Here is a 24,598-nt window from a genome sequence, read left to right as displayed (position 1 = left end):
ATCAGTCAGGTGTATCCCCTTCGTTAAAAGAAGGATACTTGTTGCATCCGAAGATGCTTTCTCTGCCTGAATCCGGTAAGTGCCCACACAGTTTGCTTGGCTTGATAAATTGTTAAAGAACGTTTCGCTGCGTTGAGCGAGGCTGCGCATTCTACAGCCTGTGAGTTTTCTGTCAAGCCTTTCGGCTAATTTTTTTCAGACTGAAAACTGCTGCTTTTGGCGGCTTCGTTGCCTGCCTCAAGCGTGGGGCGCATTTTAGAGATTTAACTGGCCGCGTCAAGCACCTTTTTGTCATTTTTAGCTGTTTTTTTACTGACTGCTGCTTTGTTGTGCAAGTTGCTGCTTTTTTATATCAACTCGCCTGTTTTAAAGCGTTTTGCTAAGCTAGAGGCATTGGTTTCTGATCAAAAAGATCACAATTTAAGAGGTAAAGGTTCATGCCAGCAGATATTCGTAGTTATCGCGGTGTATCACCTACTTTAGGTGACCATGTTTATGTCGACGCATCGGCGGTGGTCATCGGTGACGTCAGCTTAGGAGAAGACAGTAGTGTATGGCCGTTAGTAGCGGCACGCGGTGACGTTAACTTTATCCGTATTGGCGCGCGTACCAATATCCAGGACAACTCGGTCTTACACGTAAGTCGTAAAAGTGAGCGCAATCCTGACGGACATCCTTTGATTATTGGCGATGACGTAACCGTAGGACATCATGTCATGTTGCACGGCTGCACTATAGGCTCACGCGTGTTAATCGGCATGTCGGCGATTGTGATGGATGGCGTGACAATAGAAGACGATGTGATTGTTGGCGCAGGTAGTTTAGTGCCGCCCGGCAAAACGCTGCGCAGTGGCTATTTATATGTCGGCAGTCCGGCACAAGAGCAGCGCCCCCTGACCGATGCAGAACGCGCCTTCTTACCAGCAACGGCTGCCAACTACGTAAAACTCAAAAACGAGTACAGCGACAATAGTTAAGCCTTTAAGGTTTAACTAATGAAAATCGCGGGAGCGGGGCGCTGCAAGACTTAACTGCGCCAACAAGTCGGCGCCATCGACAAGCCGCCCCGCAATCACATGAATCACATCGCCGTGAATTTCGACGGTGCCATACACCTTTAATAGCTTCGCGGTTAGATAAGGTTGGCGTTGACTGCGCGCTGTCGCTTGCCATATCACCACATTCACCATACCGGTTTCATCTTCTAAGGTAATAAAGGTGACACCACTGGCGGTACCGGGCCGCTGTCGACAGGTAACCAGCCCTGCGACACACACCACTTGCTGATGACGACAGCTCGACAATTCAGCCGCTCGTTTAACGCCGCGCAATAAACCACGCTCACGGAGCAGCGCCAATGGATGGCGGCGGGTTGAAGCTCCTAAAACACGATAATCGGCAGCGATATCCTGAATCTCTGTCGGCCGTGGTAGCTTTGCTGTTGGTGCTGTTTGTGTTTCGAGAGGAGCAAAAAGAGGTAATTGTTGTGCTGGTAAAGCCAAGGTTTGCCACTGACTCTGAAAACGGTCCCCACTTATTTGCTGCAGCGCACCCGCAGCGGCAAGGCGTTGTAGCAAAGCAGGACTAGCGCCCGCCGCGCGTAGTTGCGATAAAGAATGGAATCCCGCCGTCGGGCGTTGTTTTAAGAGGGCTTCGATAGCGGTGGCGGACAAACCTTTCACCAAGCAAAAACCGAGACGTATCGCCAAGCCCTGTTGTAAACGCACGAGTTGATGATGCCATTGGCTGGTTTGTATATCGAGCGGTAACACCGCAACATGTTCGCGCTTCGCAGCTTGCAGGAGTTGGTCTGCGGAATAAAAGCCCATCGGTAAACTATTCAGCAAAGCACAATAGAAGATAGCAGGGTAGTGATACTTAAACCACGCCGACGCATAAGCAAGGTTAGCAAAACTTGCCGAATGGGACTCAGGAAAGCCGTACTCTCCAAAGCCACAGATTTGCTGATAAATGCGCTGCGCGAAATCGATACTGTAGCCGCGTTGCCGCATGCCGTTGATCAGCTTACTTTCAAACTGCTGTAATTCCCCGGTGCTACGCCAATTGGCCATCGCGCGCCGCAATTGATCGGCTTCGCCACCACTAAAGCCAGCGGCAACCATAGCCAATTTAATCACTTGCTCTTGGAAAATAGGGACGCCAAGCGTGCGCTCGGTGACTTGCCGTACTTCTTCACTCGGATAGGTCACAGCTTCTGCACCGGCGCGGCGACGTAAATAGGGATGCACCATGTCACCCTGAATGGGGCCCGGTCGCACAATCGCAATTTGCACCACTAGGTCATAGAAAGTAGCAGGGCGCAGACGCGGCAGCATATTCATTTGCGCGCGAGACTCAATTTGAAATACGCCAATAGAGTCACCGCGCTGCAGCATTTGATACACACGAGCATCTTCGGTCGGAATGCTAGCTAAATCTAACGGCCGCTGCTCATGCTCAGCGACTAACTGCAACATTTTGCGCAGGGCGCTTAACATGCCGAGTGCTAACACATCGACCTTGATCAGTTTTAAAGCTTCTAAGTCGTCTTTGTCCCACTGGATGACCGTGCGGTCGGCCATGCTCGCCTGCTCAATCGGGACCAAATCAGTCAATTCCGTCGCAGCAATGACAAAACCACCGACATGTTGGGACAAATGCCGCGGAAACTTCAGCAATTGCTCGGTTAAAGTGATCAACCAGCGGCCACGTTCGGTCGCCGCCATGCCCGATTGCAATTGCAACAGTTGCTCATACCAAGGCGTTTCATGATCACGCCGATCAATCTGCCGCAAATAGTGGCCAAGCTCTTGCTCGTTAAAGCCGAGCGCTTTACCGACATCGCGAAACGCACTACGCAAGCGATAGCGAATCACCGTCGCCGCCAACGCTGCACGATTACGGCCATACTTTTGATAAATGTACTGAATCACCTCTTCACGGCGCTGGTGTTCAAAATCGACATCGATATCGGGTGGCTCATCGCGTTCCTTCGACAAGAAGCGCTCAAACAAAACATCGATTTGATCTGGGTTCACCGCAGTAATTTGTAGGCAATAGCAAACCACCGAGTTCGCTGCCGAGCCTCGCCCTTGGTAGAGAATGCCGCGCTGTTGGGCAAAGCGCACAATATCGTGAATGGTCAAAAAGAAATATTCGTACTGCAGTTCGGCAATCAGTTGTAATTCTTTTTCGAGCTTAGCTGCGACATCGCTACGCAGCCCTTGCGGAAAGCGCTGCTTGGCACCGGCATACGCCAGTTCACGTAAGTAACTCGTGGCATTATGGCCGGTCGGCACTAACTCGGCAGGGTACTGATAACGCAGTTCGCTCAGACTAAACTGACAGCGTGCGGCTATCACCTGCGCCTCGCTCAGCCAGTCTTGGGGATAGCTACGTTGCAGTTGCGCCGCACTATGTAAGTAGTGTTCCGCATTCGGGCGCAAGTCTGCGCGTACATCGGCAACCGTTTTATTCTGCCGAATCGCGGTCAATACATCGTGCAAAGGCTGTCGTTCTGGGTCCGGATACAGCACCTCATCAGCTGCCACTACCGGTAAACCTGACACCGCTCGGTAGCGCTGATAGCTGCGAAAGCGTTGCGCGTCATCGGCGGCAAAGTGGCGTGCATAGGCAAGCCATAAGCGTTGCTGGAACATTGCCTGCAAGGTTTGCCAGTGGTCATCGAAAGCACGTTCATGCGCAGGGCGCCATAACGCTAAGCAGTGCGCTAACTCCGTTGTGAGGTCGCTAACGTACAGTTGATACTCACCTTTATTAGCACGACTGCGCGCCTTCGTGATCAACCGGCACAGCTGCGCGTAACCCTGACGGTTCTGCGCCAATAGAATCACTGTGCCAAGCTCAGGGATGCGAAAGTAGCTGCCGATCAAGAGCTGCAATGCGGTTGAGCGCTGCGCCAAATACGCTCGTACCACGCCCGCCATTGAACATTCATCGGTAATCGCCAAAGCTTGATAATGCAGCGCCAACGCACGCTCAATATATTCATGCGGATGCGCAGCGCCGACTAAAAAGCTGTAGTTGGTGACGCATTGTAATGCAACAGGCCGCCAGTTTTGTTCAGCTAAACCAGCCATGCAGATACCACGCCCCCTGACTGCGAAACACCCACCCCTGCCGCTGCTGAGCATCCAGTGCAATATAGTAGTCGCGATCAATGGCTTGCCCGTCCCACCAACCACTTTGGATACGCTCAGGTCCCCAATGCAATTGCCATTGCGCAATATCAATCGGTTCGGCGCTGGTCAGCAACCACAAAGGCCGAGGTAGTTGCGCTGGCGGTCCCGCCGGCTGCGTCGCCGTACGTGGCAGCCACTGCTGTGCGGCTTCCGGACGCCAGTCGGTCAATGCTTGCGCCTGCTGCAACGCACCTTCACCTAAACGTGCCTGTAACTTACCGAATAAGCTGCGCAAGGCATGTGTTTGCTGCGAACTCGGCACGTCAGCCGCGGTTGTTGGGCACCATTGCGCAGTCCGCGCTTGCCGCTCAGTAAAATCATCGGCGTGCAGACTTAACTCTAATGCCGGCGTGCTCAATTGCTGCCGTTCTAATTGCAACTGCACCAACTGCTGGACATCACGACTGCGCCACAACGGCAAAGCAAAAGCGACACGCACCCGCGTCGGTGCGCCCTCACGATGGTGCGCAAGTAACACAAAAGCATTCACACTGAGCTGACGACTTTGCAAAAAAGCCTCAAGTTGCTGTAATAAACGCCGTAACGGGAACACCAGTTGCTGCCAACTGGTTGCTTCGGTGAGCAAGTCGAGACGCTCGCGAAACTTGAGCGGCGGCTGAAAATACTGCTGTGGCGGGCACAGTTCGCCGCGTAATTCGGCAACATAGTTCACCATGTCACGTCCAAAACGCACGCCGAGTTCACTTACCGCTAAGCGGAGTAAATCGCCTAAGCGCTCTATACCGGCATCTTCTAGCTGCTGTCTCTGAGTCACAGGCAATAAGCTATAACGCAGCGGCAATTGCGCTAAAGCATTTTGTAGCTCTTGCGCATCGGTACTGAGGCAAGCGACGCCCGCTTGGGCAAGAATGCGCGCCGCTAAAGGACTATAACCCGCAGCGAGCTCGACCTGCACAGCTAACCGTCGTAACCGCCGTTGCAGCTGCCGCTGCACCCCTTGATAACCACCGTACAAACGTTGTAAATGCTGCACTTCTAGCAATAGCCCTTGCGGCGGATACAGCGCAATGTGCGCGATATCTTGATAGAGCCACTGGGCTAAGCGGCGTAATACCGCCCCTTCACGCTCGCGTTCATACGGGCGCTGATGAACGCCTGGTACTAAGGTACTCGCCGTAACCGCTGGCATACCCAATTGAATACCCGCAGCCTGTGCCGCAGCATTGGCCTGCACCACCTGAGGCCCGCGATTACCACGGTTAGCACAAATAATTTGTGGCTGTTGCTGTTGCTCCAAACTTTGCAAACTCAATTGCTCATCGAGCAACAACTGCGGCAGCGCCAAAAACCACCAGAACTTCGTTTGCTTCATGCCGACAACCGCCGCCGCTCAGGTAATAACTGTGTCACCGCACATGGCGCAGGAGGAAGCGGCCAGCCACCCCGGCGCTTGATCACGCGCACTTGCAACTGCTGTTGCCAATGGAGTTGTAAACGATTCACGTAAGCACGTGCTTCGGTTGTTGCTTGCCACGGCGTCAGTACAAAAGCTAACTGTTCATGTTGCGCAGCCGTTTGCTGTAGCCGCCGCACCGCATGGCTATCTAAGTCATCAAACCAAGCCACAACAGCACCCAACGCACGACTTTGTAACGCTTGTTCAAACGCCCACAATGCTTGTTTGGTATCTTGCTCATGCAGCCAAATCGGCGGACACTTTAACTGCTGATAAGCCAGCCCCGGCCAATAAGGCTGCGCCGGAGGGTTAATCCATAAACATGGCTGCGTCTGTGCACGCAACACCGGCAGCACCAAGGCTAGCTCACCTTGAAACGACTGCTGTACTTGTAGCTCGTGCACTGCTCCACGCAACCAACCACCGCCCAAGCGTCGATTCAGCTCAGGCCAACCACTGTCTTGTAACTGTTCCGGTGCAATTTGCTCAGCCGCAGTACGACCTTGCCAAAGCCACCCTTTGTGCACCAATTCTTGTAAGGGATGTGCCATAACAACCTCACCAATACTGTATATTTATACAGTATTAATCTAGCTGTTTTTTTCGCCTGCTGCAACATGCGGACAAAAAAAAGCGGCATTCGCCTAGGCTATGCCGCTTGCACTAAAATGGCCGTGAATAATTCGCTGAATACATCCATGTTTGAAGGTGAACTTTTATTAATCTATCGTTTCCCCGGCATTTTCTATCATGTCTGTAACTCTAAAGTTGAATGTTTTGCACGGTCCGTACTCAAGCCAAAGCCACGATTTTGCTGACGCTTCCTTGCTCACAATAAAATGACCTAACGTTTTATCATTTTCTTCGCGTAGTGCGATATCGACAATAATCTCTGCATCGCTCGATTTACTACTCCCGAGTGCAAATATTGCTCGTTGTAGACTACTGTCTTTCGGCAAATCGGCATGGCTTAAATCAGTCGGAACCTTGAAAATAACGGTGTAATAATTGTTGCTCCCGACTCCAATTTCGACGTCAAGCCAACTATTTTCTAAAACTCGATTTTCGCTAAACTCGCCTAAATCGAGGCACAGCGGCTGTGCTGAACAAGATAAGCAGCCTAGTAATAGAGCTAGGTATCGCATCATTTTATGTGCCTCTAAATTCAAAAAACACGGTTCAGAATGTGATCGGGGGTTTTTATGTCGTATCCTGTGTTTCACGTCATTAAACTACTTATTTGGCGTTTCTTTGGAACCTAAAGTACCCAACCAGACAAACAAAAATGCGAATGATGATTCTTTAAATAGATATGCATAATACCCCCAATGTTCGCCCCTTTTAAATATGTATCCTCCGGAATCAGCTATACCTGAAGCGAGGACCATGAAAATATCATAAAAAAATGGAAGTGATACCAGAAGCATCGTAACCCTAAAGGCAAACAAATACTTTTTATCTACATAGGCAACTAAACGATTTTTATTGCTCATCATTAATCTCTTCCCGTATTTCATTTTTGATGACCGTTTGTGTACCATCCGATGTAGCATCAATTCCATTTCTAACAGCAGGACCGCTGTCTAAAGCTCCGTTAGCAATTTTTGCCACGGTCCCGACTAGTTTCATACCTGTAAGTTGTAACGCAGCTTCTGTGGCTAGGCCCACGACTGGATCATCACTTTGAATTGAAGCTCCAACTTGCGCCAAGAATGATCCGGTTCCTGTTAAAGCTGCGACTTCAGGATGGCCAGCCAACAAAGCAACAACTGTCGCACCAGCAAGAGCATTAGACGTTGCGCTTAAATTTTCAGGTGAAGTAGAATTCGTGATCGCCTCTCGACCACTTTCAATAGAATCATCTATTTTCGATGTCGCGTGATCAGCAGAAGAAGACCCAAACATTTTAGCCCAAACATTAGCTTCCTCTGAAGATCTCCCCGTCGAGTCAACGAGGTTCAGCGGATCATTCCCCACATAAGCATACCAGTTCATGCCGTCTTGGTAGCCGATGGGGTCGGTTTGCATAAACCGGCCTAGCTTTGGATGGTAAACCCGTGCTTTGTAATAATAAAGCTCGGTGCCGGGAATAAGGATTTGTCCGGTGTAACGAAACCGCGCTCTGCTGCTATGCTTTGGATTGCCGTAAGCGTCATACTGGTGCGCCTGCAACAAGCTGCCGGTATGGGTCAGTCTGCCTATCGCATCGTAGCTCAACACCACCGTGGTGCTTGGGTCGTTGGCTTCTATCAATCGGTTATGCGCATCGTAAACATAGTTCCAGCCATCAAAGTTGGCTAAATTGCCCACTTGGGTGTACGACAGAATATCGAATGCGCTGTCGCTGGCGACCTCCGTGTACTGGTTCATCACATTGACTTTGTAAAACTCGGTCGCCAACGTCGGTACTTGGATTTGGTAATCGCTGTTGCTAACCGTGCGGCCTAGGTAAACGTAGCTGACATAGAATTCCGAACACCAACAATTTCGGTAACTTTAGTCTTCTTGCTTGTTATTGGGTAATATGATTTGTTTAGCTCGAACGTATATCGAATCCCCCGATTGCATCTCAATGCACAACTCTTCATATCCGTTGCTCAATTGTTTCATTTCTATCGAGTTAATCGATACGCTCTCACCCCACTCATCTTCTTGTGTTAAATTGAGACTGATGGGTTCACGGCAAACTATCCGCTCAGTTGTCAACAAGAGAGAGCGGACAACAAGATAACAAACTCTTTCACTCCAACTATATCTTATCTCGGTCAATGTCCAGTCATGCATAATCGATATCATCCGTTTCCAAGCTGCAAGTGAGCTTCTAGTGATTCAGTATGAACTAAAATATGTTGCTCGCCTGTGACTCGGTCGATATAAGCCCTGATAATAAAGCCCTGTCAAGACATCAGTAAAATAAAGCCCCACACAAGCGGGGCTTTGGATTCAAATTAACTTTACCACCAACCGGATAATTCATCCCCGATAATTTTGCCTCGTTCCTTGGGTGAAAGTGTATAAAACTTCTCTTCGTCGTCCTCAGTTTTAAGAAAAAGTTTATACATCGCCAAACAAACACCCAAATAAGATAAAAAAGCCAATTGAAATTGCTACGAAAAAGTTACTTTTTCAATAATAGTGCCATTCACACCAAAAATAGCAATAGGTAACAACCATACCTGATTTCATATAAACAAGTGCCATGTTAGTCTTTGATTGATTTTTTAACTGTAAAAGGACAATCTTCGCCGTAGTCAACATATAAAATCATATCAGAAAACAAATCACCGCTTATACTGAACCAACCATTTAACAAATCGTTTTCCTGATTCAAGGAAATCGGGAATACAAATAATTCTTTGTCATTTTTCCTATCCATTTTTACGATCCAAGCCTGTCGAAACTTACCATCCTTTAAGAACGGAGGCACATAAATATCTATTCTGTAGTTAGCTTCAATCAGCTCTATGCTTATGTTAAATCGCTCCCCATACTCCTTGCTATTTTCAATCATACTAGCCTCAGAATATGAGCACCCATTTTCACTTGCATAGCATGTGCTTAAACCAAAAACCGATAGAGCCAACACAAGAAATTCTCTCATTGATAGACCCTCAATAATACATAATCTGGGCTACGCGGTCTTAGGCTTTGCGGTAAACCTTCAAAAGATTTTATTTGACCAAAACTCCCAAATCTATAGTGCTCAGTAGCCGCCGATGGGATCGGTTTGTTTGAAGCGCCGAAAATTGAGATTGTCTTAATCGTTGTAAGTTCGAGTCTACAACAAAGCTGCTCTTCGCCGAATACGGAAAAACTAGGAACCATGATTTTTGTACGGTAAAAAGTCTGACGAATCTTTGCTAACAGCTTTGATGTAATTATTGAGTAATATTCTTTCGCTTTCAGAAATCTCTTTATAAGTTCCATGCGTTAAATCGAAGAGGCTATCATGAGTACCTGCAACCTCTCTAACAACAACTCCAGCTTGACTTCTTTCGACAAAGTAAAACACATACTCGACACTCGTCGCTCTTCGTTTGATGGGCTGAAAGTCGTCGGTCAATATACTTAAATATTTAGTTGGTACAGAAGTTTTCGTTGAGTGAACAGACAGAATATAGTCATGCTTTAACTCTTCTAAGGGCGCAGGAAAAGGACTATGTGACCAGAAGCCTTTGTAATAGATTTCAACGGTTTCCAGCTCAGAGCTTGATGTAATAGCTAAGCTCAGCACAATCACTGCTAATAAGTTAATCACAAACCTCTCCTTCTGAGTGACTCGGCCTGCATGATGGTCCAGTTACTCGCTGAGTCTTAAACTTTATTTCCCGGTGAATCGACCGGCGCCCTTCACCTGTTTGCACATTTATCTCGTTCTCTCTACGAATTGTCTCCGCACCCTCTGCTCACGAAGACATATCTATTCCCTTGCGCTGGTTTTCAACATGGATTAATTCATGAGCGAAGCCAGTTGCAGGACTTTGCGTCCCTCCATCGAAAATAAAACCTGTATTTGGATCAAACTGAATTTTAGCATTATGTTCTCTCGAAGCTGGTGTCATAATTGTCTCATTGCCCAAAGAAATTTCGATTACGGGTGTTTTTGAACTTTCAGCATTTGTAAACAATTTTGCTGCAACAGAGGACTTTTTTGTCAAATAATCCCTTGCAACTTTGTATTGTTGTTCAGCTTCTTTATCAGCGAATACTACTGATGTGCCTGTCGGATCTGTTCCATTAACTGGATCATTCCCCACATAAGCATACCAGTTCATACCGTCTTGGTAGCCGATGGGGTCGGTTTGCATAAACCGGCCTAGCTTTGGATGGTAAACCCGTGCTTTGTAATAATAAAGCTCTGTGCCCGGAATAAGGATTTGCCCGGTGTAACGAAACCGCGCGCTGCTGCTGTGCTTTGGATTGCCGTAAGCGTCATACTGATGCGCCTGCAACAAGCTGCCGGTGTGGGTCAATCGGCCTATCGCATCGTAGCTCAACACCACCGTGGTGCTTGGGCCGTTGGCTTCTATCAATCGGTTATGCGCATCGTAAACATAGTTCCAGCCATCATAGTTGGCTAAATTACCCACCTGGGTGTACGACAGAATATCAAATGCGCTGTCGCTGGCGACCTCCGTGTACTGGTTCATCACGTTGACTTTGTAAAACTCGGTCGCCAACGTCGGTACTTGGATTTGGTAGTCGCTGTTGCTAACCGAACGCTCTCGAGTACTAAACTGAGTGTTGTAGTTATTGGTTGAGTCTAGGGTTCCCCCATCGTGACTCTAGTTGATAAAGGCTCACGGCCGAGTTCGTTTAATCGTATTTCCATAACCAAACCGCACTTATCATAGAAAACCATAACCTTTGATTCGTTAAAATGCTCTTTGCCAACTGAAAATAAGACTAATTTGTTGTTCTCGTGATTTTCTATTTTTAAGGGTATCAAAGTAAAAGATTGAGACGATTCTTTATCCTCTATTTCGAATGACGCACCATTGAGCTTATAACCGTCTATTTTAGACTGAAGGAAGATGTATATGCCGTAGTCTTCCTCTCTCTCAAAAAGATATATTTTGATTCCATCTTTATATTTCAAAAGATTGTCTCTGAGCATTTTATTATCATATGCACATGAGCTAGCGTTAACGTCAGATACAAAGGCAAAGAGGAAAATTAAAAACAAATGAAAAATGAGTTTTAACATTTATACACCATGCACATAATATGGTCAGGGTTGAGTACTCTTTTACTTTTAGATAAATATCGGAATGCGACTCTGCTTTCGGAATTTGAACCATAGCGATAAGCTGGGACCTTTCCAGTAAAATCCATCTGATCCTCCAAACCTGCACTGTGTAACGATTCGTGTCCGACTGCAAAAGGCGTTAAGGGACCACCAAACTGAAAATGTGTGACGTCTACGGTTAATACTTTTCCACCCCTTTTGTCCACGTTAGCGAAATATCCTGTCATTACTGATGCCTTCCCAACATGAGCCACATATCCCTCAGAGCCATCATCGCGTAAAGCCACTGCCCCCGAATCTAACTTATCTGCTATAGACCTTAAATCAGATGCATCATACCCGCTCGCATTAGTTGTACCATTATCAAGTGCAGCAGCCTCTTTACGCATAGAGGTTGCAGTGCGTGACATTTCGCTTGCTGCCTCCTTCTGTGCAGCATCAAAAGCAGCCCAATCCTCATCTGACCAGCCTTTACCACGACCATACATACCAGTGGGATCTGTCCCATTAACCGGGTCATTCCCCACATAAGCATACCAGTTCATGCCGTCTTGGTAACCGATGGGGTCGGTTTGCATAAACCGGCCTAACTTTGGATGGTAAACCCGTGCTTTGTAATAATAAAGCTCGGTGCCCGGAATAAGGATTTGTCCGGTGTAACGAAACCGCGCGCTGCTGCTGTGCTTTGGATTGCCGTAAGCGTCGTACTGATGCGCCTGCAACAAGCTGCCGGTGCGGGTCATCTCGGCGATGATGCTACTACGCTCATCGGCCAGCAAGTAACGGCGGGCGCTGGTGCCAGCGCCTTCGTAACGTATTATTGGGTCATCGTCACCCAGTCCATGCACATAGCGTCGTAACAAGCTGCCGGCACTGTTGTATTCCGCCACCAGTTCATTGCCATCGTACAAGTAGTCGATAACCTGACCGTTGTGTACAGTGCGCGTCAGTCGGCCTATCGCATCGTAGCTCAACACCACCGTGGTGCTCGGGCCGTTGGCTTCTATCAATCGGTTATGCGCATCGTAAACATAGTTCCAGCCATCAAAGTTGGCTAAATTGCCCACTTGGGTGTAGTACAGCAAGTCGAATGCGCTGTCGCTGGCGACCTCCGTGTACTGGTTCATCACGTTGACTTTGTAAAACTCGGTCGCCAACGTCGGTACTTGGATTTGGTAGTCGCTGTTGCTAACCGTGCCGGCTATGTAAAACTTGGCTGACTTTGAATACTGTGCTTTCTCAAGAAAGCTCAGTGTAACTAACGCTCGCACAACTGTATGTCTGGCTTATCAAAGTTTTCCCAATTCCACCGTTTAATAAGCTTGTGCGAATAATGCCGCCTTCGCGTAAAACTTAACATCGCTAGTTTCGGAAGCGACAAAAGCGGAGACAAATCACCATCTTTGATAACCGTACTCCCGGAAAAGGAGACCGCCTTCAAGCTTCTTACGCTTGCCAACGGGGCTATCGTTGATATTTCTCCGCAGTCGCTAAACACAAAAATTTCCAATCTCTCAAGTTCGACCACAAAATCAATTGTGAGAAGCCCTTTACATCCATTCAACGCAAGCCACGTTAACCTCTTGCTGGACGCTAAAGAATCAAAGTCTTTAATCCTTGGACAATTAATTAACTCTAACTTCTCTAGGGATGGCAAACTTTTAATCCAGCTCAGATTATCAATTGTACTGTTACCAATAGTAAGTGTTCTTACTTTTTTGAGAGATTCCAACCTATTTAATTCAATTCCCTTTAGGCTATTTAAATACAAGTAATCTAAATCAGCACAATCGAGAATACTTGCGGCCCCCATCCACCACTCTAAAAAACAGTATTGAAGACTATGAAGTTTGGTAAAATCCATCTCTTCTCTGCAGGTTGCGCTAATACTTAAATATTGAAGGTCAGTTAGGTTTTCTATATTGCGTAGACCACGAACCTTACCTGCAATGATTTTTATACACCTTAAGTTAGGCAATTCACCAAGAAAGCTTAAGTCCTCACCTTCCCATCCCAAAGAGTAGTTCAGATAAAGTAAATCGACTTTTTCACGTATTAAAATATCTGCGAATCCATTTTCCCATGAGCCTTTTATGATAGCTGCCCTTCGCCCCTCAGGTAGTCCAACAAAGTCACCTGAATTCTTAATAATATTTACTCCGTTATTAAGTATAAACCGTGTCAAAATGGGGCCTCTTTCTTAATTATCTTTTGTTACTGAACCACCATCATTATTTTCGATAGATAACAAGGTAGTCGAGATCATAACTGGGGGCTTACCATTTGTCGAAGCTAGGAATAATATTTCCCGATAATTATGGGCATAATAAACACCGTAGCAAATACTATGTAACCAGCAATCAGTAAGCGCCGACAAACATCTCCTAACTTAATTAAATCTTTGTTATCTAACCTTTGATAATTCCTTTTAATTAAAAACCCAATAAATTTACCTGAGTTTGAAACTGAATTGTTCTTAATCATTCCAATCTCACCAAGCTCTTTATATACATCAGGATGACTAAGCTTGAGAAGCTTTACCATCTTTCTAAAATAAACCATATATAAAACTGTTATTGGAAGTAACGAGAGTGAAATTAGTTGCCAAATTAATGTTAAATTCTCTGTTGAATACATATCTATCAATCCTAATCGAAGCTCGTTGTTTTAATACCAGCAGCTTCTGAGGTAATGCTCACACCACCGACGACCCCTACGTGTAAGGTTAACCCAAATGAAGGCGTCCATTGAACAGTGAGCCCTCCACCTACTCCAGCTCCACCGACGACTGTCGTCGACGTTACTAAACCAGTGGGGTTTTCATTCGGCTTTATCAAACTAAGATTAAGAGTGCCGCTAGCTCTCGCACCAAAAGCAGTGCTCGTTAAACCCGCGGAAAAATCTATTCCTTCACCCTTAATAGTTGATGAATCTACTGTTGCAGTGGCCCTTACGCCTAACCCGACGCCAGCAGCTCCACTCGCCGAAACACTGAGTCTACTATCTAACTCATTTACAGCTAGAGCTGTAGCTTCGACTAAACCATCACCAGCTTCTGTAGCTTCTATGGAGTTTTCAAACCCAAACATTTTAGCCCAAACATTAGCTTCCTCTGAAGATCTCCCCGTCGGGTCAACGAGGTTCAGCGGGTCATTCCCCGCATAAGCATACCAGTTCATGCCGTCTTGGTAGCCGATGGGGTCGGTTTGCATAAAACGGCCTAGCTTTGGATGGTAAACCCGTGCTTTGTAATAATAAAGCTCTGTGCCCGGAATAAGGATTTGCCCGGTGTAACGAAACCGCGCGCTGCTGCTGTGCTTTGGATTGCCGTAAGCGTCGTACTGGTGCGCCTGCAACAAGCTGCCGGTGCGGGTCATCTCGGCGATGATGCTACCGCGCTCATCGGCCAGTAGATAACGTCGGGCGCAACGCTTAATAAGCAGCTTGAGCATGCACCAGCAATTTACGTATGATGGCGTTATTCATAATAAAAATGGACAAGTTCATGCTGACGCTGCTTTTGGCACCTTTTCGGGTTCTGATTAATTTTACTTTTGGTGCGCTTGCTACGGCGATCATTGGCTTACTGGTGATTGTGGTGGGGTTGCCCAAGTTGATTTTACCGATACCGGTGGTGCAGCGGGGCTTATCGACGGTGGCGAACGCGTTGTTTCGGGTTTGGGGATACGCGATGTCGATGATGTTTCGGTTGACGCAACCGATGCACTGGCATATTCAGGGAGACGCACAATTGCATCGCGATCGGTGGTACATGATTTTATGTAACCACCGTAGTTGGGTGGATATTTTGGTGTTGATGCACTTAGCGTCGCGCAACATGCCGATGCCACGATTCTTCCTCAAGCAGCAACTGTTTTGGGTGCCGATTATTGGGCTCGGATGCTGGACGCTCGATATGCCGTTTATGAAGCGCTACAGTCGCGAGCAAATTGCACGCAAACCTCATTTGCAGGGACGTGACATTGCCACCACACAGAAAAAATGTGCGAAGTTTCGGCATATTCCAACGACCGTGATTAATTTCTGTGAGGGTACGCGATTCACGCCTGAAAAACACCGCCGCAAACAGAGTGCATTCAAGCATCTGTTACCGCCTAAGGCCGGTGGGACGGCGTTTACACTACAAACCATGGGCAATCAGTTTGACGCTATTTTGGACATCACTATTGTCTACCCAAGCGATAAACGCCCAGCGGTGTGGTTGTTGTTAAGTGGTCAGTTGCGCGATATCTACGTAAACGTTGAAACGATTCCGATGCAGCCGGAACTGATTGGCGATTACTTTAACGATGAGCGTTTCAAAACGCACTTCCAGCACTGGCTGAACCAGCGCTGGGAGCACAAAGATAAGGTGATTGGCGAGCTTACTTCTCGAGCAAATAGCCAGCCGCGGCAATAAAGTCGTCGGCGAAGTTACTGCTGTCGGCAAAGCCTTGGGTCAACAAACGGTACTTGCCATTGATAATGAACGTTGGTGTTGAGTTGACGCCGTAGTTAGAGGCCTCGCGGTCCATTTTGTTGGCCATGCCGCGCACCGCAAAGCTGTTGATCATCTTTTTAAAGTCTTCTTCCGCAACGCCATTGGTTGCGAAAATTGCAGCGAAATCTTCCATGCTGCCAATCATGTTGCCTTGCGCAAAGTTGCGCTGAAAAATGGCCGCCGAGATCTCTTTTTCTTTATCAAGCTGCTGCGCCAATGCCCAGGCTTGGTTCATCATTGGCCCTTGGCCTTTGTAATTGATAAACGACACATGTTGTTTCTCAAAAGCTTCTGGGTATTGCTCAGCCATCGCTTGGGCAATTGGCTCGAAGCGGTAACACGCACCACAATAAAATGAGAAAAACTCAGTGATTTGTGGCTTGTCGGTGCCTTCTTCAGCGATCACTTCGTAGTGCACGCCTTCTTCGAACTGCTGGGCAGCCACTGGGAACATCATTAACGCCGCGAGGGCAAACAACCACTTTTTCATGTTCTGCTTCCTGTTTAGCAAATCAGTAATTAAAATTCGGACGTAACTCTAACGGAGCTTCTTGCATGGCTGCAAGTTGTTCTTTCAAGGTCAACACTTGTTGCTCCCAATAGCGCTGCTCCGCAAACCACGGAAACGCGCGCTGAAATGCGCTGTCTTGCCAGCGCCGCGCTAACCATGCCATGTAGTGTAGGATACGAAATCCGCGCAAGGGTTCAATCAAAACCGTCTCATTGGTATCGAATTCACAAAATTCCTCGTAGCCGCTAACCAACGCATCGAGCTGCAACAAGCGTTGTTGCCGGTCATCTCCCGCTAACAACATCCACATATCTTGAATTGCAGGTCCAGTCATCGCGTCGTCGAAGTCGACAAAGGTCAGCTCATCGTCACGTAACAGCAGATTGCCCAAATGACAGTCGCCGTGCAAACGCTGCTGCGCAAAGCGACTTAAATCTACAGCCAATAGTTGTTCACTAAGAGGCTCCGCTATGGCCCAGAAAGCCTGTTGCAGGTTGTCTGGCAACAGCGGCGTTTGCTTGAGCGTGGCCAACGACTCACTAACCAGCCAGTCGGCACGTAATTGCTGTCGATGTTTGAACTCACCTTGTTGTGCCACCGCATGCAATCGGCCAATTTGCCGCCCGATGCGCTCTAACTGGTCAAGGTCGCCAGGCTCGACCGCACGTCCGCCGACACTCGGAAACACGCTGAAGCGATACCCGTCATAGTGATGCAGGGTTTCACCCGCAAGCGCTAGCGGTGCAACGGCAGGAACTTCCTCAGCCTGCAGTTCTGCAGTAAAGCTATGTTCTTCAAGGATCTGCGCGTCAGACCAACGCGCAGGGCGGTAAAACTTCGCCACGTAGCGCTGCCGATCGTCCGTCATAAATTGGTACACGCGGTTTTCGTAACTATTTAACGCGAGTAAGCCAGAGCTTGGATCAACGCCAACACTCGCAAGCGCGTTGGCGATAAGGTCCGGGGTGAGGCCAGTGAAGCTAAAGTCACTGGCCGCTGTCGTCGAGTTACTCATAGAGGAAACTGGTTTCGTGTTGTTCAGTCACGCTACCATCAGTGCTACTCACCACAAAACGAATATCGTGTACACGTTGCGTCACTTCATCAGGATACACCGCCAAAGTCACCGGCACTGTGGCCACTGCACCGCCATCAATAGTCAGCTCGGTGGTGCCCATAAGCTCGGTTTGCTCGAACCCTTCGGCGCGAATGGTAAAGGTTTGCGGTAGTTGCGATTTGTTCAAAATTTTCAGCGTGTAAACGTTCTGAACCCAGCCTTCCATGCTAATGCTGTAGAGTTGATTGCGGTCGCGCAAGACGTCGACTTCCAATGGCTTGCGCGTCGAGATATCCCAAATCAACAATGCAGTCATGGCGATCATGACGACAAAATAGCCAACCGCTTTAAAGCGGAGTTTGTGGGTTTTGCCGCCCTCAAGGTTGCGCTCGGTGGTAAAGCGAATCAGCCCCCGCGGGTAATTCATTTTATCCATCACGTCGTTACAGGCATCGACGCAAGCGCCACAGTTAATACACTCGTACTGCAGACCGTTGCGAATATCGATACCAGTCGGGCAGACCTGCACGCACATATTGCAGTCGATACAGTCGCCAAGACCTTTCTCTTTGTGGTCGGTCTTTTTCGAGCGCGGTCCACGTGGTTCTCCACGGCCTGGATCGTAGGATACCGTGACCGTATCTTTGTCGAACATGGCAGATTGGAAACGCGCATACGGACACATGTGGGTACACATGATTTCGCGCATCCAACCGGCGTTGCCATAGGTACAGAAAGTAAAGAAGAAGACCGAGAACATGGCCCAGAAGCCAGCGTTAAAAGTCCAAAATTCAGTGAAAAGATCGCGAATGTCGGTGAAATAGCCGACAAAGGTCATGGCTGTTAACAGAGCGACGATAATCCATGAGGTATGCTTAGCCGTTTTGCGCCAGAATTTGTCGAAATCCCAAGGGCGCTTATCTAACGCTATGCGTTTGTTACGCGGACCTTCGAACTTCTTCTCGAACCACATAAAAATGAACGTCCACGTGGTTTGTGGACACATAAAGCCGCACCAGACACGACCGTACAATGTGGTGACAAAGAACAGAGCAAAGGCGGCGACAATCGAAATCCATGCGAGAATAGTCAAATCTTGCGGCCACAACGTCATGCCGAAAATACGAAAGCGTTGATTGCCAATGTCGAGTAGCACCGCTTGGTCACCATTCCACGTCAACCACGGAATTGCCGCAAATACGAAGAGTAGGAGAAAGCCGAACGAGCGGCGAAAGTACTCTAAAGTACCTTTCACATCGCGCACATAAATACGGTTACGTGGTGAGTAATCGTTGCTGCCTTTATCGGGGTTCGGCCGCTGGATCTTAACCTGATCCGCCGCCAAGACTTTAACCTTCTGTTCCATAACCGTACGTCGCCCTCAGCTATTTCCACAATTTCTAAAGGGATTATACGCTTCTTTTTTGACAAATATCAGTGCGCTAGATCAATCAATCTGTGCATTCTACTTGCCATTTTCTGGTAGTAGTGCCATCGCCGCATGTAGCAGCACATTGGCACCATTTTCCACATCGTGCCAATGTGACCATTCATCCGGCGCGTGGCTAACACCATTGACCGAAGGAATGAAAATCAGCCCAGCTTCGGTAATTTCCGACAAAAATTGGGTATCGTGACCAGCACCGCTCGGCATCCGTAAATAGCTGTAACCCATCTGTTTCACTTGTGCCTCAATTTGATCGGTTAAGGCTTTCGAGCAAGGCTTCGGCGGCAACCAACTCGACTGCTCGTACTCAAACATCAGTCGGTGTTTACGGGCAATCGCCGACAAGGTTTTGCGACAAGCGTTTGCGACTTCCTGCATCACTGCTTCGTCCATATCGCGACCAACAATGGTGAAAATGGCTTCACCGGGCACCGTATGCGGATAACCAGGCTTCAGTTCGACTTTACCCACGGTAATACGGGTTTTATCGGTGCCGTTCTCGGCAATGATGCGCTCAATTTCATGCGCAAAGTCGGCGAGCCCCATAAATGCGTCACTGCGCATGTCCATGGGTGCCGTGCCCGCATGGTCGGCTTTACCTTTAAGATGCACTATCCATTTGAAGACTCCCGAAATGCCATCGACCACACCGATTTGCAGGTTTTCTTGGAACAACACCGGCCCCTGCTCAATATGCAGTTCTAAATAAGCTTTTAACTGTTCGGGACGCCACGCCGCATCCAGCGCATCCATGGCGTTGAAACCTTGCGCTGCCATGGCGTCTTTCAAATACACGCCGTCGGCATCGTGCGCCGACAGCACCCAATCCGGGTTAAGTTTGCCGGCCATCGCTTGGGCGCCAAACATGCCACCAAAGCGGCCTTCCTCTTCGGCTGTGGCGACTCCCCACACCGGCGTATCGGTCTTCACATTATGGTCATCCATGGTCTGCAGCACTTCTAGCGCCGCCATCACGCCGAGCGACCCGTCAAAAATACCTCCCGCAGGCACTGAATCAATATGCGAGCCCATTAAAATGGCAGGTTTATTCAGTTCACCACGGCCAAAGAACACGTTACCCGCACCATCCATAAAAGTGTCGTAGCCTGCCGCTTGCGCTTGCTCCTGCAACCAACGTCGCGCCTGCATATCGGCATCGCTAAAACCCGGCCGATAAATGCCGCGGTCGTGTTCGTTGTAGCCGATTTTTGAAAGTTCGATGAGGTTTGCTTTGAGGCGTTCGCAATTGATCTGCATGAGACTCCTTTGGGCGTTATTCGTTATTCGTTATTCGTTATTCGTTATTCGTTATTCGTAAGGGAAAGCTTAGTTACTCGCTTTTCATTGGGCAAGGTGGATGCGGTCATTGTATCTTTTGTGCTTTAAGCGTTAACTCAAAGCCACAAGCATGAGCATACTTGATTAGAGTTGACCAGCTTGGGTTAGAATTGCCTTTTTCCAAGCGACTGACATTACTTTTTTGCGTGTGCATTTTGTCAGCGACCTGCTCTTGAGTCAGTCCCGCTTTTGTTCGCATAGTGAGCAACTGATCAATGAGATTGAATTCACTCTCAAGCTTGTCGTATTCGCTCTTTACATCAGCATTCTGCAAAGCACGCTGTTTTAGTTTGTGAATGCTCATAATTTTTGCACCTCTCTCTGCCTTTCTCGAGCTAAGTTGAGCTCATTTTTAGGCGTCCTTTTAGATTTTTTCACGAACACGTGTAACACATGAATGTGCTTACCTTTCAAGTAACAAAATAAGCCTCTACCAATGCCTTCCTGGGCTTTCGCCCGGATTTCAAATAATCCGTCGCCCATTGACTCAGTATGAGGCGGGCCAAGATTTGCTCCATGCTTTTCCATTAGCTCTATCAGCTTAATCATACGAGCTTGTATTTTTGGTGGCATATCGAGTATTTGGTCCTCAACGCCATCATAAAAATCAATTTTCCAGCTCATGGGCTCCCTCCACCCGAGTTATCATAAATGATAACCTCTATTAACTCGATTGTCTATTTTCTATCTCTTAAATAGTGGCTCTATGCAAATAAATGGAGGGGACGAATGGTTTTAACTCGTAGCAGAACTACGGGCTACCCGCCGTATCGAGTAACGAATAACGAGTAACGAATAACCAAAAAAAAGCCCGGCGTGTAGCCGGGCTAAAGGGGTTATAACAACCAGATCTCAGGGAAGTCGATGGGTAATCTACCGTACGACTGTGACAAACATGTGACGTTTGCCGAATATTTTTTAACCGATTCGGCGGGCGGTTGCGGCAGCATTCAGCACGGCTGCCATTTTGATTGAATGTTGAATCACTTGTGCTGAAATATTGTGTTTCAACAACACACCGACGTGCGAGTCGATGCACATACCACAGCCGTTTAGTGCAGAAACGGCGAGTGAGTATAATTCGAAATCTGCTTTATCTACGCCTGGGTTCGCCATGCCGTTCATGCGCAAGCCTGCTGGCATTTTGCTGAACTGTTTGTCGCTGCTCAGGTGCAAAAAGCGATAATAGACGTTGTTCATGGCCATTAAAGTGGCAGCTAATTTGGCTGCGCCAACAACGTTTTCTTCAATTTTACCTTCCGCTTCAGCGGTTACTGCTGCGGTCAGTTCATCGTCGCCAATTGAATACACAAGTGACAACGCAGTACCGTAAAACTGGGTCGGGGTCATACCAGAGGTCTCAACATTGCCGAAGATGCTCGACAAGTTCAGTTTGGTATCTTTACCGTGTTCGCCCAAGCCTTGTTTGTAATCTGCAATGCTCATAAATTCCTCGGTTCAAAATTCTGGTAAAAAAAGTGCCGCCGAAGCGGCACTCAAAGTGACATCATTCAATGTGGGGGAAATGATGTCGCTTACAGGGTATCGCCACCGACTGCGCGGTTACATGGGCACAGTTCGTCAGTTTGTAAGCCGTCCAAAATACGCAGGATTTCTGCTGGGTTACGACCTACGTTCAAGTTGTTGACTGACACGTGTTGAATTACGCCGTGTGGGTCGACAACGAAAGTTGCGCGCAGGGCAACGTTTTCTGCTTTGTCACGTACACCTAAACCGTCTACCAATGAACCGTTGTCAGCGAATGAGTACTGGTTCAAGCTTTTCAGGTCTGGGTGCTCACGACGCCATGCCAATTTCACGAATTCGTTATCTGTGCTGCCGCCTAATACGACTGCGTCGCGGTCAGCGAATTCTTCGTTCAATTTCGCGAACTCAACGATTTCAGTTGGGCATACGAATGTGAAATCTTTCGGATAAAAGAAGATGATTTTCCACTTACCAGCAAAGCTTTCGTTGGTGATGGTTTCAAACGCGCTTTCACCATTTTCTTCCGGCATGTTGAAGCCTGGCTTCGCCGCTACTACAGAAAACTCTGGTAATTTATCGCCTACTGTTAACATAAACTCTCTCCTCATTAAGGTTTAACTGTGGAGGCTTCGTCGGTGCCTCCGCGGTACGAAAAGCATGATAGGGGGTTCGGTTGATTTGTGAAAACGAATAAAACGGATTATAGTAATCGGAAAATGTGATTAAACCTTTTCTGGGTGTGGAGATGTGATGAGTAAGCTACCTAGCCTCAAAAATTTAAGTTATCTACTTGCGTTGCACGAGCATCAGAACTTTAACCGCGCGGCACAGGCCTGTCATGTGAGTCAGTCGACCTTGAGCAGCGGCATCCAAAATCTGGAAGAGCAACTGGGGTGCCAGCTCATTGAACGCGACCATAAGTCCTTCTTGTTCACCGGCATTGGCGAAGAAATTGTACAACAGGCACGCAGCATCATTACCGAAACCGAAGACCTGTTGCACTTTGCGCAAAGCCAAGGCAAAACCATGGAAGGCCCACTGCGCTTGGGCTGCATTCCAACAATTGCACCCTTTCTGTTGGGCGACTTGAGTAAAGTCGTAAAAAAACAACATCCAAACTTGCACTTACAAATCCGTGAAGACACCACAGCTTCATTACTCAACTTATTACGTAACGGCGATTTAGATGTATTGATACTGGCATTACCAATGGATTTGCAAGGTAACCAGAGTTACTTGCTTGGCAAAGACCCTTTTAAATTAGTGATGCATAAGTCCTTAGCAGAAAATTTAAGTGAACCTGTTGAATACAACGCACTGCCTGATCAATCGATCTTTTTGCTGGAAAAAGAGCATTGCCTCACTGGACACGCTGTATCGGCTTGCGAACTTGCCGATTCAAGCAAAATCAATCCGTTTACCGCCACTAGCCTTCATAGCTTGGTGCAAATGGCAGACGCTGGCCTCGGCGCGACCTTTATTCCACAAATGGCTGTTGACCGTGGCATTCTTAATGGGACTGATCTGGTGGCCTTGCAACCGAAAGGGCAGCAAGCGGCTCGCGATATCGGCTTAGTCTATCGCCCAACCACGAACCGCCGGCAGACGTTCCGCAAACTGGCAGAAATAATCGCTAATTTGTTACCTGAACGCACGTTGCAGTAAGTAAGTCGCAAAAAAGTCATCCAAATCCAAGTTTTGACTATATTAAGTAGACATTTTTCACAAGGAGCACTGATATGTTGCACCACACTTTGAAAATCTCTTTCGTTGCCGCCGCCTGCGGTTTGGCTTTCGCTGCCACTGCGAACGCTGAAGAAGTCACCACTGAGCGTCACAAAGCTGAAATCACCACCGTTGCCGAAGGGCTTAACTTTCCATGGGGCCTCGCCTTTTTACCGAATGGCGACGCCTTAATCACCGAAAAGTCGGGTACTTTACGCCGTGTCACTATGGCTGGCGAAGTCGGTGATGCCATTAGCGGTGTCCCAGATGTGGTTTATAAGAGCCAAGGTGGTTTGCTCGACGTTGCGCTCGATCCAAATTTTGCGGACAACCAATGGGTCTATTTAAGCTATTCAGAAGCTGATCCGGAAGGTGGTGACGGCAATAGCACCGCCGTTGCCCGCGGTAAACTTGAGGGCGACGCGCTCACCAATGTTAAAGTCATTTTCCGTGGTGCACCCAAATATGAGAGCGGAGCGCACTTTGGTTCGCGTCTCGTATTCTCGCCAGAGGGCTATTTGTTTGTCACGCTAGGCGACCGTTATTCCGCCATGGATGATGCGCAAACCCTTGATAACCATCACGGTAAAGTGGTGCGCATTTGGCCTGACGGTTCGGTGCCAGAAGACAACCCTTTTGTCGGTCAAGCTGATGCACTGCCCGAAATTTGGTCTTATGGCCATCGCAATGTGCAAGGCGCGGCAATTCATCCTGAAACCGGAAAATTGTGGACCGTTGAGCATGGCCCAAAAGGTGGCGATGAAATCAATATTCCTGAGGCTGGTGCTAACTACGGCTGGCCGGTAGCCACCTACGGCGTTGATTACGACGGTAGTATCATCAGCGACAAAACCCATGTTGAAGGTACAGTGCAACCGCACTACTACTGGGTTCCTTCGATTGCGACATCGAACATGATTTTCTATACCGGCGACCAATTTCCAGCTTGGCAGGGCGATGTTTTCGTCGGCGCGCTGCGCGGTACACATGTTGCACGTCTCGATTTGCACGGCGATCGTGTCATGCATGAAGAGCCGCTTTTCAAAGACGCCATTGGCCAACGGGTTCGGGACATCGAACAAGGTCCTGACGGTGCTATCTATGTGGTCATTGACGATCGCAATGGTAGCTTAATTCGCATCAGCAACGCCGACGATTAAGCC

26 protein-coding genes are annotated in these 24,598 nt (G+C 48.1%); 4 read left to right on the top strand and 22 right to left on the bottom strand.

From position 1 onward, the window contains the following. Positions 1 to 437 precede the first annotated feature (437 nt). Positions 438 to 977, top strand: a complete 540-nt coding sequence (locus ACJ8W9_RS09620; RefSeq protein WP_034734344.1) for a gamma carbonic anhydrase family protein — start codon at positions 438 to 440, stop codon at positions 975 to 977. 15 nt (positions 978 to 992) lie between these two features. On the opposite strand, the gene ACJ8W9_RS09615 is transcribed toward ACJ8W9_RS09620, so the two are convergent. From ACJ8W9_RS09615 to ACJ8W9_RS09550, 14 genes are all read right to left on the bottom strand, one after another. Then, positions 993 to 4,100 (bottom strand): error-prone DNA polymerase, encoded by a 3,108-nt coding sequence (locus ACJ8W9_RS09615; protein ID WP_411360930.1) that lies wholly within the window; start codon positions 4,098 to 4,100, stop codon positions 993 to 995. Continuing rightward, entirely contained in the window at positions 4,084 to 5,535 is a 1,452-nt protein-coding gene (locus tag ACJ8W9_RS09610) for a Y-family DNA polymerase (RefSeq protein WP_411360929.1), read from the bottom strand. The genes ACJ8W9_RS09615 and ACJ8W9_RS09610 overlap by 17 nt, the downstream gene beginning before the upstream one ends. Continuing rightward, positions 5,532 to 6,170: a hypothetical protein gene (locus ACJ8W9_RS09605; protein ID WP_411359645.1), complete on the bottom strand. Its 639-nt coding sequence runs from the start codon at positions 6,168 to 6,170 to the stop codon at positions 5,532 to 5,534. Before ACJ8W9_RS09605 ends, ACJ8W9_RS09610 begins: the two co-directional genes overlap by 4 nt. Positions 6,171 to 6,338: 168 nt before the next feature. Beyond that, on the bottom strand, positions 6,339 to 6,767 hold the full coding sequence (locus ACJ8W9_RS09600; RefSeq protein ID WP_411359646.1) for a hypothetical protein: 429 nt from the start codon (positions 6,765 to 6,767) through the stop codon (positions 6,339 to 6,341). 84 nt (positions 6,768 to 6,851) lie between these two features. Then, positions 6,852 to 7,115 (bottom strand): hypothetical protein, encoded by a 264-nt coding sequence (locus ACJ8W9_RS09595; RefSeq protein ID WP_411359647.1) that lies wholly within the window; start codon positions 7,113 to 7,115, stop codon positions 6,852 to 6,854. Further along, positions 7,102 to 7,989 carry an RHS repeat-associated core domain-containing protein gene (locus tag ACJ8W9_RS09590; RefSeq protein ID WP_411359648.1) on the bottom strand — a complete coding sequence of 296 codons (888 nt, stop codon included), beginning with the start codon at positions 7,987 to 7,989 and terminating at the stop codon, positions 7,102 to 7,104. Before ACJ8W9_RS09590 ends, ACJ8W9_RS09595 begins: the two co-directional genes overlap by 14 nt. Positions 7,990 to 8,821: 832 nt before the next feature. Continuing rightward, on the bottom strand, positions 8,822 to 9,220 hold the full coding sequence (locus ACJ8W9_RS09585; protein ID WP_411359649.1) for a hypothetical protein: 399 nt from the start codon (positions 9,218 to 9,220) through the stop codon (positions 8,822 to 8,824). A gap of 213 nt (positions 9,221 to 9,433) precedes the next feature. Beyond that, a complete protein-coding gene (locus tag ACJ8W9_RS09580) occupies positions 9,434 to 9,877 on the bottom strand; it encodes a hypothetical protein (protein ID WP_411359650.1) in 444 nt (147 codons plus the stop codon). A 148-nt stretch (positions 9,878 to 10,025) separates the two neighbouring features. Continuing rightward, entirely contained in the window at positions 10,026 to 10,769 is a 744-nt protein-coding gene (locus ACJ8W9_RS09575) for an RHS repeat-associated core domain-containing protein (protein ID WP_411359651.1), read from the bottom strand. A 113-nt stretch (positions 10,770 to 10,882) separates the two neighbouring features. Next, positions 10,883 to 11,326: a hypothetical protein gene (locus tag ACJ8W9_RS09570; RefSeq protein WP_411359652.1), complete on the bottom strand. Its 444-nt coding sequence runs from the start codon at positions 11,324 to 11,326 to the stop codon at positions 10,883 to 10,885. After that, positions 11,320 to 12,639: an RHS repeat-associated core domain-containing protein gene (locus tag ACJ8W9_RS09565; RefSeq protein WP_411359653.1), complete on the bottom strand. Its 1,320-nt coding sequence runs from the start codon at positions 12,637 to 12,639 to the stop codon at positions 11,320 to 11,322. The genes ACJ8W9_RS09570 and ACJ8W9_RS09565 overlap by 7 nt, the downstream gene beginning before the upstream one ends. Then, complete coding sequence (locus tag ACJ8W9_RS09560) at positions 12,627 to 13,553, bottom strand: hypothetical protein (protein WP_411359654.1); 927 nt, start codon at positions 13,551 to 13,553, stop codon at positions 12,627 to 12,629. Before ACJ8W9_RS09560 ends, ACJ8W9_RS09565 begins: the two co-directional genes overlap by 13 nt. 107 nt (positions 13,554 to 13,660) lie before the next feature. Continuing rightward, on the bottom strand, positions 13,661 to 14,005 hold the full coding sequence (locus ACJ8W9_RS09555) for a hypothetical protein (RefSeq protein ID WP_411360928.1): 345 nt from the start codon (positions 14,003 to 14,005) through the stop codon (positions 13,661 to 13,663). A gap of 11 nt (positions 14,006 to 14,016) precedes the next feature. After that, positions 14,017 to 14,820, bottom strand: a complete 804-nt coding sequence (locus ACJ8W9_RS09550) for an RHS repeat-associated core domain-containing protein (RefSeq protein ID WP_411360927.1) — start codon at positions 14,818 to 14,820, stop codon at positions 14,017 to 14,019. A gap of 53 nt (positions 14,821 to 14,873) precedes the next feature. Here ACJ8W9_RS09550 and ACJ8W9_RS09545 point away from each other — a divergent pair, with 53 nt between their 5' ends. Continuing rightward, positions 14,874 to 15,788 carry an acyltransferase gene (locus tag ACJ8W9_RS09545; RefSeq protein ID WP_411360926.1) on the top strand — a complete coding sequence of 305 codons (915 nt, stop codon included), beginning with the start codon at positions 14,874 to 14,876 and terminating at the stop codon, positions 15,786 to 15,788. On the opposite strand, the gene ACJ8W9_RS09540 is transcribed toward ACJ8W9_RS09545, so the two are convergent. From ACJ8W9_RS09540 to ACJ8W9_RS09505, 8 genes are all read right to left on the bottom strand, one after another. Next, the gene (locus ACJ8W9_RS09540; protein ID WP_034733682.1) at positions 15,754 to 16,359 is read right to left on the bottom strand and encodes a thiol:disulfide interchange protein DsbA/DsbL; all 606 of its coding nucleotides are present in this window, start codon (positions 16,357 to 16,359) and stop codon (positions 15,754 to 15,756) included. The genes ACJ8W9_RS09545 and ACJ8W9_RS09540 overlap by 35 nt on opposite strands. Before the next feature lie 22 nt (positions 16,360 to 16,381). Beyond that, positions 16,382 to 17,395, bottom strand: coding sequence for a serine/threonine protein kinase (locus ACJ8W9_RS09535; protein ID WP_411360925.1), 1,014 nt, complete (start codon positions 17,393 to 17,395; stop codon positions 16,382 to 16,384). Beyond that, positions 17,388 to 18,803, bottom strand: coding sequence for a cytochrome c oxidase accessory protein CcoG (gene ccoG, locus ACJ8W9_RS09530; protein ID WP_411360924.1), 1,416 nt, complete (start codon positions 18,801 to 18,803; stop codon positions 17,388 to 17,390). Before ccoG ends, ACJ8W9_RS09535 begins: the two co-directional genes overlap by 8 nt. Positions 18,804 to 18,902: 99 nt before the next feature. After that, positions 18,903 to 20,141 carry a Zn-dependent hydrolase gene (locus ACJ8W9_RS09525; protein WP_411360923.1) on the bottom strand — a complete coding sequence of 413 codons (1,239 nt, stop codon included), beginning with the start codon at positions 20,139 to 20,141 and terminating at the stop codon, positions 18,903 to 18,905. A 106-nt stretch (positions 20,142 to 20,247) separates the two neighbouring features. Next, positions 20,248 to 20,526: a helix-turn-helix domain-containing protein gene (locus ACJ8W9_RS09520; protein WP_411359664.1), complete on the bottom strand. Its 279-nt coding sequence runs from the start codon at positions 20,524 to 20,526 to the stop codon at positions 20,248 to 20,250. Then, positions 20,523 to 20,846 carry a type II toxin-antitoxin system RelE/ParE family toxin gene (locus tag ACJ8W9_RS09515; RefSeq protein ID WP_411360922.1) on the bottom strand — a complete coding sequence of 108 codons (324 nt, stop codon included), beginning with the start codon at positions 20,844 to 20,846 and terminating at the stop codon, positions 20,523 to 20,525. The genes ACJ8W9_RS09520 and ACJ8W9_RS09515 overlap by 4 nt, the downstream gene beginning before the upstream one ends. 294 nt (positions 20,847 to 21,140) lie before the next feature. Then, a complete protein-coding gene (locus tag ACJ8W9_RS09510) occupies positions 21,141 to 21,668 on the bottom strand; it encodes a carboxymuconolactone decarboxylase family protein (RefSeq protein WP_411360921.1) in 528 nt (175 codons plus the stop codon). A gap of 89 nt (positions 21,669 to 21,757) precedes the next feature. Further along, positions 21,758 to 22,303, bottom strand: a complete 546-nt coding sequence (locus tag ACJ8W9_RS09505; RefSeq protein ID WP_034733673.1) for a peroxiredoxin — start codon at positions 22,301 to 22,303, stop codon at positions 21,758 to 21,760. A gap of 157 nt (positions 22,304 to 22,460) precedes the next feature. Here ACJ8W9_RS09505 and ACJ8W9_RS09500 point away from each other — a divergent pair, with 157 nt between their 5' ends. Further along, entirely contained in the window at positions 22,461 to 23,375 is a 915-nt protein-coding gene (locus tag ACJ8W9_RS09500) for a LysR substrate-binding domain-containing protein (RefSeq protein ID WP_411359667.1), read from the top strand. 74 nt (positions 23,376 to 23,449) lie between these two features. Then, on the top strand, positions 23,450 to 24,595 hold the full coding sequence (locus ACJ8W9_RS09495) for a PQQ-dependent sugar dehydrogenase (protein WP_411359668.1): 1,146 nt from the start codon (positions 23,450 to 23,452) through the stop codon (positions 24,593 to 24,595). Positions 24,596 to 24,598 lie beyond the last annotated feature (3 nt).

The organism is Pseudidiomarina salilacus (assembly GCF_047323925.1).
GTDB lineage: Bacteria > Pseudomonadota > Gammaproteobacteria > Enterobacterales > Alteromonadaceae > Pseudidiomarina > Pseudidiomarina salilacus.
The sequence above is the reverse complement of the archived record's forward strand: the minus strand, read 5'-3'. Positions and strand labels throughout refer to the sequence as shown.